The 17,313-nt window shown below is 62.6% G+C and carries 6 protein-coding genes and 1 pseudogene; 3 read left to right on the top strand and 4 right to left on the bottom strand.

Going from position 1 to position 17,313, the window contains the following annotated elements; translation table 11 throughout:
* Positions 1–214: 214 nt before the first annotated feature.
* The gene (locus GRS80_RS18750) at positions 215–1,084 is read left to right on the top strand and encodes an alpha/beta fold hydrolase (protein ID WP_160048861.1); all 870 of its coding nucleotides are present in this window, start codon (positions 215–217) and stop codon (positions 1,082–1,084) included.
* A 218-nt stretch (positions 1,085–1,302) separates the two neighbouring features.
* On the opposite strand, the gene GRS80_RS18745 is transcribed toward GRS80_RS18750, so the two are convergent.
* Positions 1,303–1,614, bottom strand: coding sequence for a HalOD1 output domain-containing protein (locus tag GRS80_RS18745; protein WP_160048860.1), 312 nt, complete (start codon positions 1,612–1,614; stop codon positions 1,303–1,305).
* Between the two features lie 286 nt (positions 1,615–1,900).
* On the opposite strand from GRS80_RS18745, the gene GRS80_RS18735 reads away from it, so the two are divergent.
* A complete protein-coding gene (locus GRS80_RS18735) occupies positions 1,901–3,247 on the top strand; it encodes a metallophosphoesterase (RefSeq protein ID WP_160048858.1) in 1,347 nt (448 codons plus the stop codon).
* Between the two features lie 46 nt (positions 3,248–3,293).
* Here the strand turns inward: GRS80_RS18735 and GRS80_RS18730 are convergent, their stop codons facing one another.
* The 3 genes and pseudogenes from GRS80_RS18730 to GRS80_RS18720 all read right to left on the bottom strand — a co-directional run bounded on the left by GRS80_RS18730 (position 3,294) and on the right by GRS80_RS18720 (position 5,211).
* Entirely contained in the window at positions 3,294–4,037 is a 744-nt protein-coding gene (locus tag GRS80_RS18730) for a DNA polymerase sliding clamp (protein WP_160048857.1), read from the bottom strand.
* Between the two features lie 357 nt (positions 4,038–4,394).
* Positions 4,395–4,666: pseudogene (locus tag GRS80_RS18725) on the bottom strand (hypothetical protein).
* Positions 4,667–4,845: 179 nt separating this feature from the next.
* Entirely contained in the window at positions 4,846–5,211 is a 366-nt protein-coding gene (locus GRS80_RS18720) for a cupin domain-containing protein (protein ID WP_160048856.1), read from the bottom strand.
* Positions 5,212–5,573: 362 nt separating this feature from the next.
* Between GRS80_RS18720 and GRS80_RS18715 the strand changes: the two genes are divergently transcribed.
* Complete coding sequence (locus tag GRS80_RS18715) at positions 5,574–17,309, top strand: PQQ-binding-like beta-propeller repeat protein (RefSeq protein ID WP_160048855.1); 11,736 nt, start codon at positions 5,574–5,576, stop codon at positions 17,307–17,309.
* The last annotated feature ends 4 nt before the right edge of the window (positions 17,310–17,313 follow it).

Below are 17,313 nucleotides of genomic sequence, written 5' to 3'. Positions count from 1 at the left end.
TAATGGGATGTTACTCCGTCGGGATAAACACGGTGGTTGCTCCGTTCGGTCCCCCGAACCCGTCAGGACTGTCCCGAACGGCCGCCCTCGGCTTTTCGAACGGTTCACCGCGAGTAATACTGTGTTACCCCCGTCCACGATCGACGAGATTGCGCCGGCGGCGGGATCCGCCTCGAGGGTCGATTTCAAGGGGGTCCGACACGTCGGTTCGAGTATGCCACGGGTTTCGGGTGACGGCGCGTCGATCCACTACGAGTACGACGACCGGGGTGGCGATGGCGAACCGGTCGTCTTCGTTCAGGAACTGGGATACGGCCGGTGGATGTGGCGCTGGCAACGGGAAGCACTCGCCCCGGAACGCGACGTGATCGCACCCGACACGCGCGGAACCGGCCGCTCGACGGCCGGCCACCCGCCGCTCGTGTCGCGACTCCCCCGGCGACTTCGCTCCTCCCTCCTGTCGGGCCCCGCCGGCTACTCGGCCGAGGGCCTCGCCGCGGACCTCGAGGCGGTGCTTTCCGCCGTCGGAACGCGTCGGGCGCACCTCGTCGGCGCGGGCCTCGGTGGGATGGTCGCCCAGCAGTACGCCATCGAGTACTCACGCGCCGAGTCGCTGACGCTGTGTTCGACGAGCCACGGTGGACTGGATGCGGTCGCGGTTCCCGACGACGTGCGGGCACAGATCGTCGGCGAGTCGGGCACGAACGAACGCGATGCGCTCCGCCGTCGGCTTCGCCCGGCATTCTCCGAGCGGTTCGTCAACCGCAACCCCCACCTGCTGGACCGGATCATCGAGTGGGGCCTCGAGCAGAACGCGGACGAACCGGCCCGGGAGGCCCAGGCCGCCGCGATCACGAACTTCGACGTGAGCGATCGACTCGAACGAATTCGCGTCCCGACGCTCGTCATTCACGGGACGAACGATCGCGTGGTCCCGCCAGGTAATGCACGGTTACTCGAGGAAGCGATTCCCGACGCACGACTCGAACTGATCGAGGACGGCTCGCACTGTTTTTTCGTCGAAGAAGCCGAGCGGACGAACGAGCTGTTGCGCTCGTTTCTCGCGAGACGTCTCGAGGCGTAGGCGTCCGGTGTCGACGGCCCGTCCGCCGGTCCACGGAGAAAGCCCACGGCTTCATACGGTTTCCTGTCGATCAGTTCCGGTGCGACCGCGACCCGGACGGCGGTTGCACCGGTACATCGCGACAGTAATCCGTATCAGTCGTTGGTCACTGACGACGGCGCTCGTAGCCACTCGTCGACGATCGAGCCGGCGATGCTCGAGTCGGGTGCGAAATCGAATCAGGAAGGCGAGCTCGCAGCGACGTCGATCCGGATTTCGCCGTCGCTTCGTACCCCGACGTCGACTCCTTCGTAGGTGAACCACACCTCGTGGGTTCCGGTGTCGTCTCTACGGTGGGCGTGCTGGAGGAGCGAATCGAGGGCGTCCGGATCGACCGTCTCGTAAAGCGGCGTCAGTTCCAGTGGATCCTGCTCGAGAACCGACGCGACGGCCGTCACGATCGCCGCGCTCGGTCGCTCGCCGTCGGCCGGATCGACGGTCGTGACGTAGTTCGCGTCCTCGGCATCCGTCGGATCGTTCGCGGAGGGCATACACTGCTGTACTGCGGTCGGACTGGTATGTTCGATCCTTACTATGTCGCACCATTAAATATCAGTCGCCGACGAACGACGCCGGATGCCCGATCCACGGAGGACGCCGGTAACAAGGAACAGCAATCGGACGAAAGCGACGGCACTCTCGTTCGGGCGATAGTAACAACTGAACCGATTTACACACCGATCGCCGATCTGTCGGGCGATCGGGTGTACAATGACTTTCAGTGGCTACTATAGAAGAACGGAACACCTTTTTCGGTGGCAAAACAGAGTGATGTCGATGGCCGACGACTCCGACGATCGGGTCTACTACGTAATTAGCGACCTCCACATCGGCGGCGACGAACAGCTCGAGGAGGTCGACTACCTCCCGGAACTACTCGCGTTCCTCGAGGAGCTTCGCGAGAGCGACGAGGACGTGGAGTTGATCATCAACGGCGACGCGTTCGGACTCTGGGAGTTTACGACGGTCGAGGGGATCGAGAAGTTCGAGGTGCTCGAGGAGACGTATCCGACGCTGTTCGAGGCGTTGCGGGAAACCGGCGAAACCGTTCAGATCACGCTGTTACCGGGGAACCACGACCACGAGCTCGCCGCGTACGACGAGTACGCCGAGCGCTTTGATGCGTACAACGTCGACCTCGTTTCGGAGCAATCGATCGACAGAGCCGTCGGCGACCACGTGGTCCACTTCGAACACGGCCACCAGCGGGATCAAAACAACCGAATCGAGGACTGGGGCAACCCCCACTCGACGCCGCTTGGCTACTACTACAACACGCTCGTCACGAGCCGCGCGGGTCAACTCTCCGACCGCGGGCGGTACAACTGGCTGAAAGACGTGCAGGCGGTGACACCGACCGAACGGATGCCGATCTGGCTCTTCTCGAAGTACTTCTACCGGGAGATGAATCCGGTGTTGCGGTACTCGCTGGTCCCGTTTCTGTTGTTGTTCAACATCAGTGCGATCGTCGCGATCCTCGCGGGGCTCGATCTCCTCGGCGTCTGGTCGATGCCGATCGACCGGACGGAGGCGTTTCTCGGTCAGTTCGGGATGGCCGGAACGGCGGCCTGGTTCCTGCTCGTGTTCAACGTCTCCCTCGCCGGTCTGTTGCTCCTCGTCGCCGTTCCACTGCACTTCATCCGCCGGGATATTCGCAAGACGGTCGACCGCTTTGGCGTGTTCGAGACCGAACTGACCGTCGATCCCGAAGCTCCGTACGAGGGTGCGGCGACCGAAATCTTCGCCGACCAGCCGGCGACGTCGATCTTCTGTTACGGCCACACGCACCGCCCGACGCTCCGCGAAGTCGACGGCGGAATCATGGTCAACACCGGCACCTGGCTCAAACGGCTTCACCGTCGGGACGGCATCATCGGCATCCTGCCACCGGTATTTTACCCGTCGTATCAGCTCGCGTCGGTTCGAATCGCCGCCGAACCCGAGGGCGTCGCCGTCGAGTTCGAACAGATCAAGAAACCGAGTCCGGCGACGGAAGAACTCACGTGGACGGAACGCTTTTTCACCGCCGGGAGGGAGCCCGAACCCGAGTTCCCCGACAGATATCTCCTGGAGACGGAGCCGGAAGCGAAAGCGGTGACTCCGGAGCCGGGGATAGAGTCGTGACGGCGCTCGAGATAGCGCCGATTTTTCGCTCGCAGTCGGACGCCGGTCAGTCGCTCTGGATGCGCGGCGCGAGCATGTAGGTGACCTGTCCCTGTCCCTCACCAAAGCCGAAGTAGATCTTGACGGGGAACTCCTCACCGAGATCGAGTGTGACCTCCGTATCCGAAGGAATCGCCTTGTTCATATCTTTGAGATAGTCGAGTGAGAACAGCGAGTGGGCAGGGCCAAGCTGGAGGTCGATCAGATCCTCCTCGGTGAGTTCGAGGTGGACGTCGTCGGTGTCGCCCTCCGCGTCGACGTAGAAGAACTCCTCGCCTTCGTCGACGCCGAGTGCGATGTGATCGGAGACCATATCCGCCGCCGTGACGGAGCGGTTGACGTCTTTCCCTTCGAGGATGACCTCCGCGGGGAGATCCAGGTCCGGAATATCGGGCTCCTGGCGGATCGAGTCGGGATCGATCAACGCGAGGGTGTACTCGAGCCCGTCGATCTGGATGTGCAGCTTTCGGGTCTCCTCGTCGAGTTCGAGCTGGATGAGCTGGCCGGACTCGGCCATCCCCGCGATGTCCTCGAGTCGGGAGAGGTCGACCCCGATCAGCCCGCCGTCGGCCTCGTAGGATTCGAACGCGGCCGCGTCGAGCGAGAGGTCGACCATCCCGACGTTCGCGGGGTCGACAGCCCGGATTTCGAGCCCGTCTTCCTCGAGGTGGATCTTACACTCGTCGACCAGCACGCTTACCGAATCGAGCGCGCTGGTGAGCGTTTCCGCGCTCACGATGGCCTTGAACATATGCGTCGGGATACGAACGGTCGCCATAAAAAGCCACCCTTTACGCGCGGGAGACCCCCTTCCGGCCGCTCGAGCGTGGATCAGTACTTCTTGCGCAGGCGGATCTCCCCGTCGGTTATCTCGTCGATCGCGTCGAGTCGGAGCGGGTACCGGCTCTGGGCGTCCCGTCCCCAGCCGAGTCGAGACTTGAGTTCGCCGCCGATCTCCTGGTTCGGCTCGACGTAGGCCGTCCCGTCGTGAGTTCTACGCCCGTGGTCGGATCTCCGTCTCTCGGCCGGAGAACTGCTGACCCGTGCTTCGCAACTCGCCGATCGCTCGGCACGAGTTTGAATCGACGCACGTCCGGACGGCTCGAGCCTACGATTCGATCTTCTCGAGGATCTCGCGTGCCTGTTCCTCGGCCTTTTTTTTTCGCCGACGCTCTTTTTGATCAGCACGCTGGTCACCTCCCAGTCGTCCTCGCCCTCGAGTTGGCCGGTTCGCACCTCGCTTCCCTCCGAGACCGAACGGGCGGGGTTCTCCGCCCAGTCGGGCGTTCGGATCTCGTCGTACCGATCTGGATCGCGAAACCTGACGTGGATGTGCTCGTCTTCCGATTCGACTAGCTGGACCTCGGGAACGTCGGCCATAGTCGTCGTGGCACTTCCGTCGGACCTAACGGTGTGCCCTGCGATTGTCGGACCCCCGTGGGTGTTCACTCCCTGTGGCATATCGCAGAGGTTGCACCGATTCTCCTCGTTCGAACTCGAGCGCCCAGCACGAGCGCCGGCGATCGTTCGCGAAATCTCCCCTGTCGTCGCGGCGGCGGTTACTCCTCGTAGACGTGTCCGTCGCTGATCGGTGGTGCCCCCATTCCGATCACTTTCGTTCGAGCTTCGGAGTCGTTGTGTGCCCGGTGTGGACTCTCGGCGTCGGCGACGAAGAACTCGTCCTGGTCGACGCGGTAGACCTGATCCGGCGTCTCCACGCTCAACTCTCCCTCGAGGACGTAGAACGCTTCCTCCTGTTCGTCATGGTAGTGCAGTCCCGACAGCGGAATCTCCTCGCCGGGTGCGACGTCGTACACGCGGAGACCCATCTGCTCCATCCCAGCGGCTTCGCTAACGTAGCGCATCTCCGACGGGCGATCCGGCTCCGGCTCGAGGTCCGTCGGATCGACGACGTGATATCCCATACTAGCTCGGTCGTCGGCAGAACGTGGTGAACGCTTCGGTGGTGTGTCTTGGATGGACAGTCGACGACGGGACGGTTCACTACACGGCGGTGGTCCGTCGGCAGTCACCACTGTGTTAACCCGTCAGCGACTCTCCCTGCCGAACATTGCCCCTGTCGAACGGCGCCCTCATCCATAACAAACAGCTGACTAATAACATTGGTGTCTATGAGATTACCTCTTCGGAAAGTGTCTACAGGCCTTGAAAACTGCTATAGTAACGAACTCCGGCGTAATCTGGGTAGTTACTGGTTGGTTAGTGTGTGCTTATTTATGCCTAACTCTCTCCAAATCTTATGTATTCGTCCGGCGGAGGGACTGGGGTGTGGCCGCGATTGTTTGCGATCGCGTTTTCGATACTGTTGCTCGGTTCGCTCGTCGCACCGTTTGCGGCGGCTGAACCAGGTGTGGGGACGACACAGGACGGACTCGATTCCCACCAGACCCAGGACGGCGGTGATTTCACGCCGACGGTCGAACCGTCGGTCCAGACCGCGCTCGAGGAGGAGCAGGACTCGAGCGTCACGACGACGGCCACGACCGACGACGGTGGGGGCGAAGACGGCTTCCCGGCTCGGCTCGATCGAATTCTGGGTTCGGACACCGATAACTTCGGTGACGGAGGCATAGCGTCTTCCGAGGAGCTCGTCTTCGTGACGAACGGAACCGATCGACTCGAGGCGATCGATACGAACGGCGACCGAGTATGGTCGACGACGCTCGATTCGATCCGAAGCGAACCCACAGTCGGTGATGATGTCGTCTACGTGACTGATCGTTTCTCCGACACCGAAATACGTGCGTTCAACGCGACTGATGGTAGTGAACGCTGGAACACGTCAGATACGACTGTTGATACCATCAATAGAAACACACCGATCGTGGTCGGAGAATACGTCTACGTGCAGGACGCTGGGGACGACACCACCGTCTACGCGTTAGATCCCGATACCGGTACGGTCGTCTGGGAGGAGTACCTCACGGATAGTACGACAGTTCGACTCGCTGCAGACGACGACACACTCTACGTCGTCGACGATGACCATGTCTTTGCGATGAATGGGTCGACTGGTGAAGTTGTGTGGGACCGAGGTGACTGGGAACTCAGTGATTCCGTGTCAGCCACACCAACGGTCGTGGATGGGACGCTGTACGTCACCGTTGCCGGCGGTAATTTCCGTGCTGTCTACGCTTTCGATTCGGATGACGGAGTACCACAGTGGCGGACACCAGTCCCCGACGACGTTGACCTCGAACCCGTCGTCGCGGATGAGACGGTATACATCGCGAGTGGGGCGAGCGTCTATGCGTTCGAGACGGACACCGGTGTAACGGAGTCGAGCTATGTGACGTCCGGAGAGATACAGGACATTGTCTCTGGTCAGTATCTGTACGTCGCGAGTGAAGACCAGCGTAACAACGTCGGTCCGGGACAGACCGTCACAGCCCTCGAAGGAGACCTTTCGGTCGCGTGGGCCTCGTCGATTCCGACGACCCTCGACGACCCCGATGCTCTCGCCTATCCAACGAGTCTCGTGTCAGTTGGCGACTCCTTGTACGTCGTTGGATTCACAGACGGGATCGACTTCGCATCGAGTGATCGATCACTCTATCAGTTCGCGCCAACAGCGCTCACCGTCGACGACACGACGATTCTCGAGGACAGCGCCACTGTCGGCGAGACGATCACGGTCGAAGCAACCGTGAGCAACCACGGCGAGGAAACCGAGACCAGCGCAGTCACGTTCGAGATCGATTCGCCGCTAACGCCAACGTACCCTGACCACGAAACGGTCGACGTCACGGTCGACCCCGGCGAAACGACGACGGCCACGCTCGAGCTGACGGTGACCAGTTCGGGCAGCTACGAGGTCACCGCCTTCGAGCGTGGCACGGGTGGGCTAGCGTCGGATCCGCGCGTTAACCCCGCCTCGGTCGTCGTCGATCACGCGAGCCCGGACGACAACTGGACCCAGACTGGCTACGACGCGGCCGGTTCACACTGGAACCCGAACACCGCCGCGCCAGCTAAGCCGCTTATGCCGACGTGGCAGTTTGAGGCGACCGGTGGAAGCGCCGATCTTGGGGGCAATCCCGTCCTCGTCGAGGACGACACGGTCGTCGTCCACAACAGGACGACGGTCTGGGGACTCGACCTCGAGACCGGCGACGAGCTCTGGGAGTACCGGATCTCGGTTCCCGACGATGCCGATGATACGGAGGAGATCGGTACTCACGTCGTTGTCGACGGCGTCGTCTACTTCGGGGTGTCCTACCACGAGGGATGGTCCGGCGCCGATCAGCGATCGCGGCTGTACGCGGTCGATCTCGAGGACGGCACACACCTCGGCGATCGCCACTTCGACGACCGACGGATCAATCTCCAGTCGTTGTCGACCGACGGCGATTCCCTGTTCTTCACGATGCGTATCGACGACTCGAGTGATGATAACGACGGTGACCGTTACCTTTGGGCCGTCGACCGCCACGACTTCGGCGAGCAACGGATGCAGTATCTCGGCGACGACGGTGCGCTCAAAGACCGCAGTCAGGTTCTCGTGGCCGGGGACCGGCTCGTCATCGCGGACGGCGACTCCCGCCTCTCGCCATCGGAGGTCCGCATCTTCGATCGCTCGACGCTCGAACCGACCGACTCGCGAACGTTCGGCGACGACGGGATCCGAACAATGATCACCGACGGTGAGACGATCTATCTCTCACTCGACCCCGACGACGGGGGCGTCGACCAGTTGCTCGCACTCGACCCCGATGGTCTCACGACGGAGTGGCAGCTCGCACCCGAGAAGTTCCTCGAGCGAACCGGTCCTGCTACGCCCAACCCGTACGATAAACATCGCGGACTCGCGGTGACCGACGGCACGCTGATCACTGCGACGAGGGGTGCCGGCTCGAGCGGTGATTGGGCCCTCGGCCATTATGGAATCGACACCGATGCGGGCGAGATCGAGTGGTTCGAATACACCGAGAGGGGCCCCGATACCCGCGAGAACTTTCAGAGTCCGATCGTCGCTGCTGACGGCCTCTTCTACGCCGGACCGCAGGCGTACGACGCCGTGACCGGCGAACATCTGGGTACCTCGCCCGATGGCTTCGCCGTTGCGGTCTCCGACGGGACCGTCCTCGGGCTCTCTGGAAGCGATGTCGCCGCTTTTCAGGAGGTTGACCCGATTTCAGTCTCCGACCTGGAGCTCTCGGCGACCGACGTAGCACACGGTGAGAGTCTCGAGGCGACGGTCGAGGTGACGAATCCCACGGCACACGATCAGGAGGTTCGCGTTGAGATGCCCGGCGCGTTGCCACGGCTGGAGAAAGACGACTTCCATCAGTACACCACAACGCTGGGGCCAGGCGAGTCAGAGACGATCACGTTCTCTGAAACGCCACGAACCGGCGATCACTCGATTCACGCGGAGGTGTACGTCACCACGATGAGCAGCTCCTGGGCTGTGGACGACTACTATACGTATCATACGACTGCATCGCAGACGGCGACTGTCTACGGGAAGCCGACCGAACCGACAGCCCTCGAGGGCGTCGTAATCGTCGATCCACAATTCGACTCCGAGGAGGTCTGGGTCGGCGAGAACGTGACCGTTACGACCGAACTGGCGAACCTCGGCGACGAGGCGGAGACGTTTACGCTGGTCGCAGATGGGGACCGATCCTGGGTAGACCCGGCCGAGAAGACGGTGACGATTCCCGCCGGCGACAACGTATCTGTCGAGATCGGATTCGAAGCCGAGCAAGCGCGCGATGGCCTCGAGGTAACGCTCAACGACCTGCCGGTGGGGACGGTCGACGTCCTCGATCTCGACCTCGAGATCTGGCAGGATCTGGACGAAACCGAGATCGATCCCGGTGAGAGCGTCTCGGTTACCGTCGAGGGATACAATGACGGAAACGTCGGCGAGAACGTCACACTCGAGCTGGTCGTCGACCACGAGGTCGTCCAGTCCGAGACCGTGTACGCGAAGCCGGACGAGTACTTCGACCACGTCTTCACCGAGACGTTCGCCGACGCGGGGCAGTACGTCGTCGAGCCGTCCGACGGGGACGATACCGCCGCCGTTTGGGGCGATCCGGAGACCGTTATTGTCGGGGACGTCTCTATCTCGGTTCAGACTGTTTCAGGCGAGACGAATGTCGTCGCTGGCGAACCGACGACGATCGTCACCGAGCTCGAAAACGGTCACGGAATCGACGATGGGCGGTACACGCTCGCACTCGAGGTCGACGGCGAGGTCGTAAAGACCAAGAAGGTCGTCGTCCAGGCGGGCGCGGTGTCCGAGTCGCACGAACTGGACTGGACGTTCGACGAATCCGGGGAGTACGAGGTGAGCGTCAACGGCGAGACACTCGAGGGCGGACCGGTCACCGTCGAACCGGGCGACGGGCCGATCGCGTCGTTCGGGTACGCCCCCGCTGACCCGGTCGTCGGCGAAGAGGTGACGTTCGACGCAAGCGCCTCGAGTGTGGCCGACGGCGAGATCGTCGAGTACCGCTGGGACTTCAACGGTGACAGCGCTATCGACGAGACGACGACCGAGCCCGTCGCGAACTGGACGTACGGCGCGGTCGGGACGCACGAGCCAACTCTCACGGTCGAAGACGACGAGGGTCGGACGGACGAGACGACCGAGACGGTGCTCATCACGGAACCCGGGAGCGACCTCGAGATCGTCGATCAGTACCTGAGCGACGACGAGATCGCGGTCGGCGAGAACGTGACCGTCACCGCGGTGATCCAAAATACCGGCGGCTCGAGCGAAACGATCGATCTCGACATCGGGTTCGGCCAGCTTCCATTCTACGACGATCGGATGGGCCTCGACGTCGAGGGACCGGCTGCCGAGGGTCCGATCTCGGTGACGGTCAACGCTGAAGACGTGAAAGTGGTCGAGACGGAGCTGACATTCAACGAGGCGATGGGGCCGGATCCGATTACGGTCAACGGTGAACACGCGGGCTCGCTATTGGTCGAAGACGACACCGATCCAATTCCCGACCAGATCGTTATCGACCAGCCGGGCGTCTACTCGCTCGAGCAGGACCTCTCGAGAGACACCAGTGACGCGTTCGTCGTCATCGAGGCCGACGACGTCGTCTTCGAGGGCAACGGCTACACTCTCGAGGGCACCGGAAGCGGGACGGCGATCGATGCGACCGACGTCGAGAACGTGACGGTCCGTGACCTCCAAATCCGGGACTGGCAGTACGGCCTCGAGTTCGAGAACGTCGACGACGGCGTGATCGAGGACGTTACGACGGTCGGACAGGATCAGGCGGGTATCTGGTTGCGTGATTCCACCGACGTGTCCGTGACGAACGTACATTCGATCGATAACTTTGGGTACGGCATCCACCTCGATGAATCTTCCAACAACGTTCTCGATCACGTAACGACCCACGAAAGTGGTGGCTGGCACGGAATCTTGCTCGAGGACTCGAACCAGAACACGATTTCGAACGTCTCGACCGAATCGAATGCACGCGATGGCGTCGCCATTAGACACTCCAACGATAACGTCCTCCAACACGTCACGAGCGAACACAACGGGCAGATGGGGCTGCGAATCGCCGACTCCGCTGATACGGAGGTGTACCACACCGAATTGCGTGCGAACAACCGCCACGGTGTCAGCCTCGAGCCGAATCCTGTGGGATCGTCCAACGGTGCCGATCGAACGGAATTGACGAACGTAACCAGCGAAGAGAACGGATGGTCGGGAATCAATATCGTTCAGTCTGATCAGAATCAATTCGAAGAGATCACCATCCGTAACAACGATAACATCGGCCTGAACCTGCTGGGTTCTTCCTGGAATACTGTTGAAGACGTGAAAATCGAGGGCAACTCACGAGGGATTCTCGTCGGTGCCGACATGATAACGAGCGATGGAGATTCGAACTACAACACCTTCACAGATGTCTCGGTACACGACAACGACCAGGACTCGGTGATGCTAACCGACGACGGGGACTTCTCCACTCCCTCCCCCAGCGTCGGAAACGAGTTCGAACGGTTGTCGATCGGGAACCACACGCTTACTTCCTTCGAGGGACAGATGATCGAACTGTTCGCAGTCGAAGAGCCGCCGTCTGCGAGTTCCGGGATGGCGGGCATCGACCAGTACGTCGAAATCGTCCCGGAGAGTGGCGGACAGGTGAGCCCGCTATCGTTCCACTACGAATTAGAGGACGTCCAAGCCGTCGACACGGAAACGCTCTCGATCTGGGCCTACGACGATACCGAGAACGAGTGGTCTCCCGTCCCCGGTTCGACGGTCGACACCGACGAACGGGTCGTCACGGCCGACGTCAGTTCGTTCTCCACGTTCGGCGTCTTCGGCGAGGAAACCGACGCCGCGTTCGAGGTGACGGATGCCTCGGTGAGTCCGACGCAACTCGAGGTCGGTGAGGACGCGATCGTGACCGCAGACGTCACGAACGTCGGACCGGACGCCGGCGACGCACAGATCGGCCTCGAGATCGACGGCTCGATCGAAGACGTCCAAACGGTGTCGCTCGATCCACAGCAGACCGCGACGATCGAGTTCGTCCATTCGTTCGCCCACGCGGGCGAGTACGACGTGAGCGTCGGCGGCGAGATGGCCGGTACCGTGACCGTCGAGGAGACGGACTCCGATCCAGACCAAGATCCCGGACCCGAACCGGAGCCCGAACCCGAATCACCGGCGTTCGACGTGACGATCGAGAACACCTCGTCTCCGGTGATCGCTGGGAGCGCTCTCGAGGTGAGCGCCACGGTCGAGAACGCCGGCGGGGAGGCGGGCACGCAGACGATCGAACTCGTCGTCGACGGAGCGGTCGTCGACTCGAGCGAACTCGATCTCGAGGCTGGCGCGACGGAGACGATCAGCCTCACCTGGACAACCGACGAAAGCGACGTCGGCGACGCGATTCCCGTTGCGGTGCGAAGCGAAGACGACGAGTCGACGACGACGGTTTCGGTCGAGGAAGCCGACGACGAGGCCGAGATCATCGTCTACGGCGCGGACGTGGATCGAACGGACACGTCGCCCGGCGAGACCGTCACCGTGACCGGCGACCTCTACAACGCCGGAAACGTCAACGAAACTGACACGATCGCACTCGAGGTCGACGGCGAGGTCGTCGACCAGGCGAGCGTGACCCTCGAGCCGGGTATCGCTCGCGGCGGCGTCGAACTGACGTGGACGCCGACAGCCGACGACATTCCGGAGGGAACGGACAGCGTGTCGGTCGAACTCACCGTGAACGGTTTGGTCGTCGACACGGTGACGGTCGAAGACCGCTACTCCGACATTCAGGTGATCGCCGCCTCGACGACCGAGACCGAGCTAATCCAGGGCGAGGAAACCCACGTCATCGGGAGTCTCTATCAGGCGGGCAACGCCGAAGGAACGACAGAAATCGAGCTCACCGCGACTCACCAGGAGACCGGCGAAACCACTGTCGTCGGCAGCCAGGAGGCGACGCTCGAACCCGGCTACTACCACCTCGGGGGAATCAACATCACCTACGTTCCCGAGGAAGCGGGAACCTACGACCTCGAGTTGGGCGAGCGAAACGCGGGCACGCTCGAGGTCGAGGAAGCGGTTACCGACATCCAGGTGGTCGCCGCTTCGACGACCGAGGTCGACCTGATCGAAGGCGAGGAAACCCACGTTATCGGTAGCGTCTACCAGTCGGGCAACGTCGAGGGAACGGAGGAGATCGAACTCACCGCGACCAACCAGGAGACCGGCGAGACGACCGTCGTCGGCAGCCAGGAAGTGACGCTTGAGCCCGGCTACTACCACCTCGGGGGGATCAATATCAGCTACGTTCCCGACGAGGCGGGAACGTACGACCTCGAGTTGGACGAGCGAAACGCCGGTACGATCGACGTCGAGCCGGCCGACACCGACATTCAGGTGGTCGCCGCTTCGACGACCGAGGTCGACCTGATCGAAGGCGAGGAAACCCACGTTATCGGTAGCGTCTACCAGTCGGGCAACGTCGAGGGAACGGAGGAGATCGAACTCACCGCGACCAACCAGGAGACCGGCGAAACCACTGTCGTCGGCAGTCAGGAAGTGACGCTCGAGCCCGGCTACTACCACCTCGGGGGGATCAACATCACCTACGTCCCCGACGAAGCGGGAACGTACGACCTCGAGTTGGGCGAGCGAAACGCCGGTACGATCGAGGTCGAGGCGGCCGAAAGCGACGTGCAGGTGATCGCGGCTTCACCATCCGAGGTCGAACTGATCGAAGGCGAGGAGATGTACGTTATCGGTAGCATCTACCAGTCGGGCAACGTCGAGGGAACGGAGGAGATCGAACTCACCGCGACCAACCAGGAGACCGGCGAGACGACCGTCGTCGGCAGTCAGGAGGCGACGCTCGAGCCCGGCTACTACCACCTCGGAGGGATCAACATCACGTACGTCCCCGACGAAGCAGGAACGTACGACCTCGAGTTGGGCGAGCGAAACGCGGGCACGATCGAGGTCGAGGCGGCCGAAAGCGACGTGCAGGTGATCGCGGCTTCACCATCCGAGGTCGAACTGATCGAAGGCGAGGAGATGCACGTTATCGGTAGCATCTATCAGGCAGGCAACGTCGAGGGAACGGAGGAGATCGAACTCACCGCGACTAATCAGGAAACGGGCGAGACGACCATCGTCGGCAGTCAGGAGGCGACGATCGAACCCGGCTACTACCTCCTCGGGGGGATCAACATCACCTACGTCCCCGACGAAGCGGGAACGTACGACCTCGAGTTAGGCGAGCGAAACGCCGGTACGATCGAGGTCGAGGAAGCAGTTACAGACATTCAGGTGATCGGAAGTTCGGTTTCCAGCGTCGAACTCCTCGAGGGCGAGGAGTTCCACGTCGTCGGAAGCATCTACCAGTCGGGCAACGTCGAGGGAACGGAGGAGATCGAACTCACCGCGACCAACCAGGAGACCGGCGAGACGACCGTCATCGGCAGCCAGGAAGCGACGCTCGAGCCCGGCTACTACCACCTCGGGGGAATCAACGTCACCGCCGAACTCGACGAACCGGGCGATTACGATCTCGAGTTGGGTACGCGTGAGGTCGGGACCGTCACCGTCGACGAGATCGTCACCGACATCAGGGTGGTTGGGGCCTCACTCTCGGCGGTCGAACTCGTCGAGGGCGAAGAGGTACACGTCATTGGGTCCCTCTATCAGAACGGAAGTCACACGGCGACGGAGGAGATCGAACTCACCGCAACTAATCAGGAAACCGGCGAGACGACCGTCGTCGGCAGCCAGGAGGCGACGCTCGAGCCCGGCTACTACCTCCTCGGGGGGATCAACATCACGTACGTCCCCGACGAAGCGGGGACGTACGACCTCGAGTTGGGTGACCAGAACGCGGGCACGCTCGAGGTCGAACCTGCCGTCTCCGACATCCAGGTGGTCGCCGCTTCGACGAGCGAGGTCGAACTGATCGAAGGCGAGGAGGCCCACATTATCGGTAGCGTCTACCAGTCGGGCAACGTCGAGGGAACGGAGGAGATCGAACTCACCGCGACTAATCAGGAAACGGGCGAGACGTCCGTCGTTGGCAGCCAGGAAGTGACGCTCGAGCCCGGCTACTACCACCTCGGGGGAATCAACATCACGTACGTCCCCGACGAAGCGGGAACGTACGACCTCGAGTTGGGTGACCAGAACGCGGGCACGCTCGAGGTCGAACCTGCCGTCTCCGACGTGCAGGTGATCGCGGCTTCACCATCCGAGGTCGAACTGATCGAAGGCGAGGAGATGTACGTTATCGGTAGCATCTACCAGTCGGGCAACGTCGAGGGAACGGAGGAGATCGAACTCACCGCGACCAACCAGGAGACCGGCGAGACGACGGTCGTCGGCAGCCAGGAAGTGACGCTCGAGCCCGGCTACTACCACCTCGGAGGGATCAACATCACGTACGTCCCCGACGAGGCGGGAACGTACGACCTCGAGTTGGGCGAGCGAAACGCGGGCACGGTCGAGGTCGAGTCTGCTGGATCGGACATCCAGGTGATCGCCGCTTCGACGAGCGAGGTCGAACTGACCGAAGGTGAGGAAACCCACGTTATCGGTAGCATCTATCAGGCCGGCAACGTCGAGGGAACGGAGGAGATCGAACTCACCGCGACCAACCAGGAAACCGGCGAGACGACGGTCGTCGGCAGTCAGGAGGCGACGCTCGAACCCGGCTACTACCTCCTCGGTGCGATCAACATCACGTACGTCCCCGAGGAAGCGGGAACGTACGACCTCGAGTTGGGCGGCCAGAACGCGGGCTGGGTCGACGTCTCCGAACCGACGGTCGAGCCGACGATCACCGCCGTTTCCGGCCACTCGAGCCACGTCGATCCCGAGACGGGGGTCGAACACGTCCACGCGAGCGACGACGCGACCGTCGATATCGACGTCGAAGCCGGTCTCGAAGTCGAGGAGGTGACGCTGCTCGTCTCCTCGCTCGAGACGACCTACGTCGTCGCTGCGGACGCGGGTTACCTCGCCGGCGACACCTGGCGGGTCGACGTTCCGTTCGACGCGATTCCGGACGACGGACGGTACGAACTCTTGGCGATCGCCGTCGACGAACGCGAGAACGCCGGTATGACCGACGCGCCGGAGATACTCGTTGTCGACCGGGACGGGCCGTCGACGTCGGTCACGCTCGAGGACGTCGACAGCGACGACGCGACGGTCGTCGTCGAGAGTGACGAACCGCTCGCGGCCGTCCCGGCGGTGTCGGCACAGTTCACGGACCCCGAGGACGGCTCGACGGCACCTGCGTCCGTGTCGATGGAATCCGCCAACGAAAATGCCACGGTGTTTACCGGCACGCTCGAGTTCGAGGAGTCGGGCAACTACACCGTCTCCGTGACCGGGACGGACCGCGCAGGGAACGACGGAGCGGATACCGCTTCCGTCGTCGTCGACACCAGGTTCACCCTCCACCACGGTGTAATCGAAATCGACGGAAGCGGGTCGACGATCGAGTTCGACGTCGCCGACGACGCCGATGAGGCGATCAAATCCCAGGAGCTGTATCTCGCCCTCTCGGAAAACACCGTGAACGCGAACCACGAGGGCGGGGAGACCGGTGTCGGCTTCCTGACCGCAGAGCTCGACAGCTTCATCGACCACCAGCTGGCGGAGGGGACGATCGAGAGCGCGACGATTACGATGGCGATCGACGAGGACGAACTCCCCGGCGGTGTCGACGCCGAAGACGTCGTCTTACACCACTACGACCAACCCGCGGACGAGTGGACGCCGGTCGACTCGAGCGTCTCGAGGGTCGGCGGCGATCCGTTCGTCGTCGCCCAGGTAGACGGCTTCTCGACGTACGGCGCTCTCGTGACCGACAACGAACCGCCGGTGATCACGGAGCGCTCGCCGGCCGACGGGAGCGTCCTCCCCGCGGGGACGGACGAAGCGACGGTCCGATTCGCCTACGACGACGAGCTCTCCGGGATCGACGTCGGATCGGTCTCGGTCGCGATCGACGGCGTCGACGTTACCGCCGACGCGGGGACGTCGATCACGTCTACGGCGGCCGAGCACACCCTCGAGGTCGCCGACGGGGCGTCCTACGAGGTGACGGTCGTCGTCGCCGACGAAGCGGGCAACGAGCTGACCGACGAACTACAGTTCGAAGTCGCCGAATCACGTTCCACCGATGACGGGGGCTCTTCGGGCTCCGGCGGAGGCAGCGGTGGGGCCGGAGGCGGGGGCGGCGGAAGCGGTGGCGTCGGATCGGCGGACGACAGTGAGACGACGGATTCCGAGTCGACGGATGCTCCCGCGGACGACGCGGATTCCGAGCCGACTGACGACGTAACCGGCGACGACGACTGGTCCACGGACGACGGAACGTCTGGTGACGCCGACGAGACCAGTGACGATCGTTCGGACGCATCTCCCGACGACGGCGTACCTGGCTTCGGCGTCCTGATCACGATCGGCGTGATACTCCTCGTGGCCGTCCGCTTTCGTGAGCACGCCGGTGATCGGCTTCCCTGACGGC

It is taken from the genome of Natrialba sp. INN-245 (genome assembly GCF_009807105.1).
Classification (GTDB): domain Archaea; phylum Halobacteriota; class Halobacteria; order Halobacteriales; family Natrialbaceae; genus Natrarchaeobius; species Natrarchaeobius swarupiae.
Note: the sequence above shows the minus strand (reverse complement) of the source record. Positions and strands in the feature narration are given on the sequence as shown.

Coding starts and splice junctions, on each gene's coding strand:
- GRS80_RS18750 (WP_160048861.1), top strand. CDS start 215: ATGCCACGGGTTTCGGGTGACGGCGCGTCGATCCACTACGAGTACGAC.
- GRS80_RS18745 (WP_160048860.1), bottom strand. CDS start 1,614: ATGCCCTCCGCGAACGATCCGACGGATGCCGAGGACGCGAACTACGTC.
- GRS80_RS18735 (WP_160048858.1), top strand. CDS start 1,901: ATGGCCGACGACTCCGACGATCGGGTCTACTACGTAATTAGCGACCTC.
- GRS80_RS18730 (WP_160048857.1), bottom strand. CDS start 4,037: ATGTTCAAGGCCATCGTGAGCGCGGAAACGCTCACCAGCGCGCTCGAT.
- GRS80_RS18720 (WP_160048856.1), bottom strand. CDS start 5,211: ATGGGATATCACGTCGTCGATCCGACGGACCTCGAGCCGGAGCCGGAT.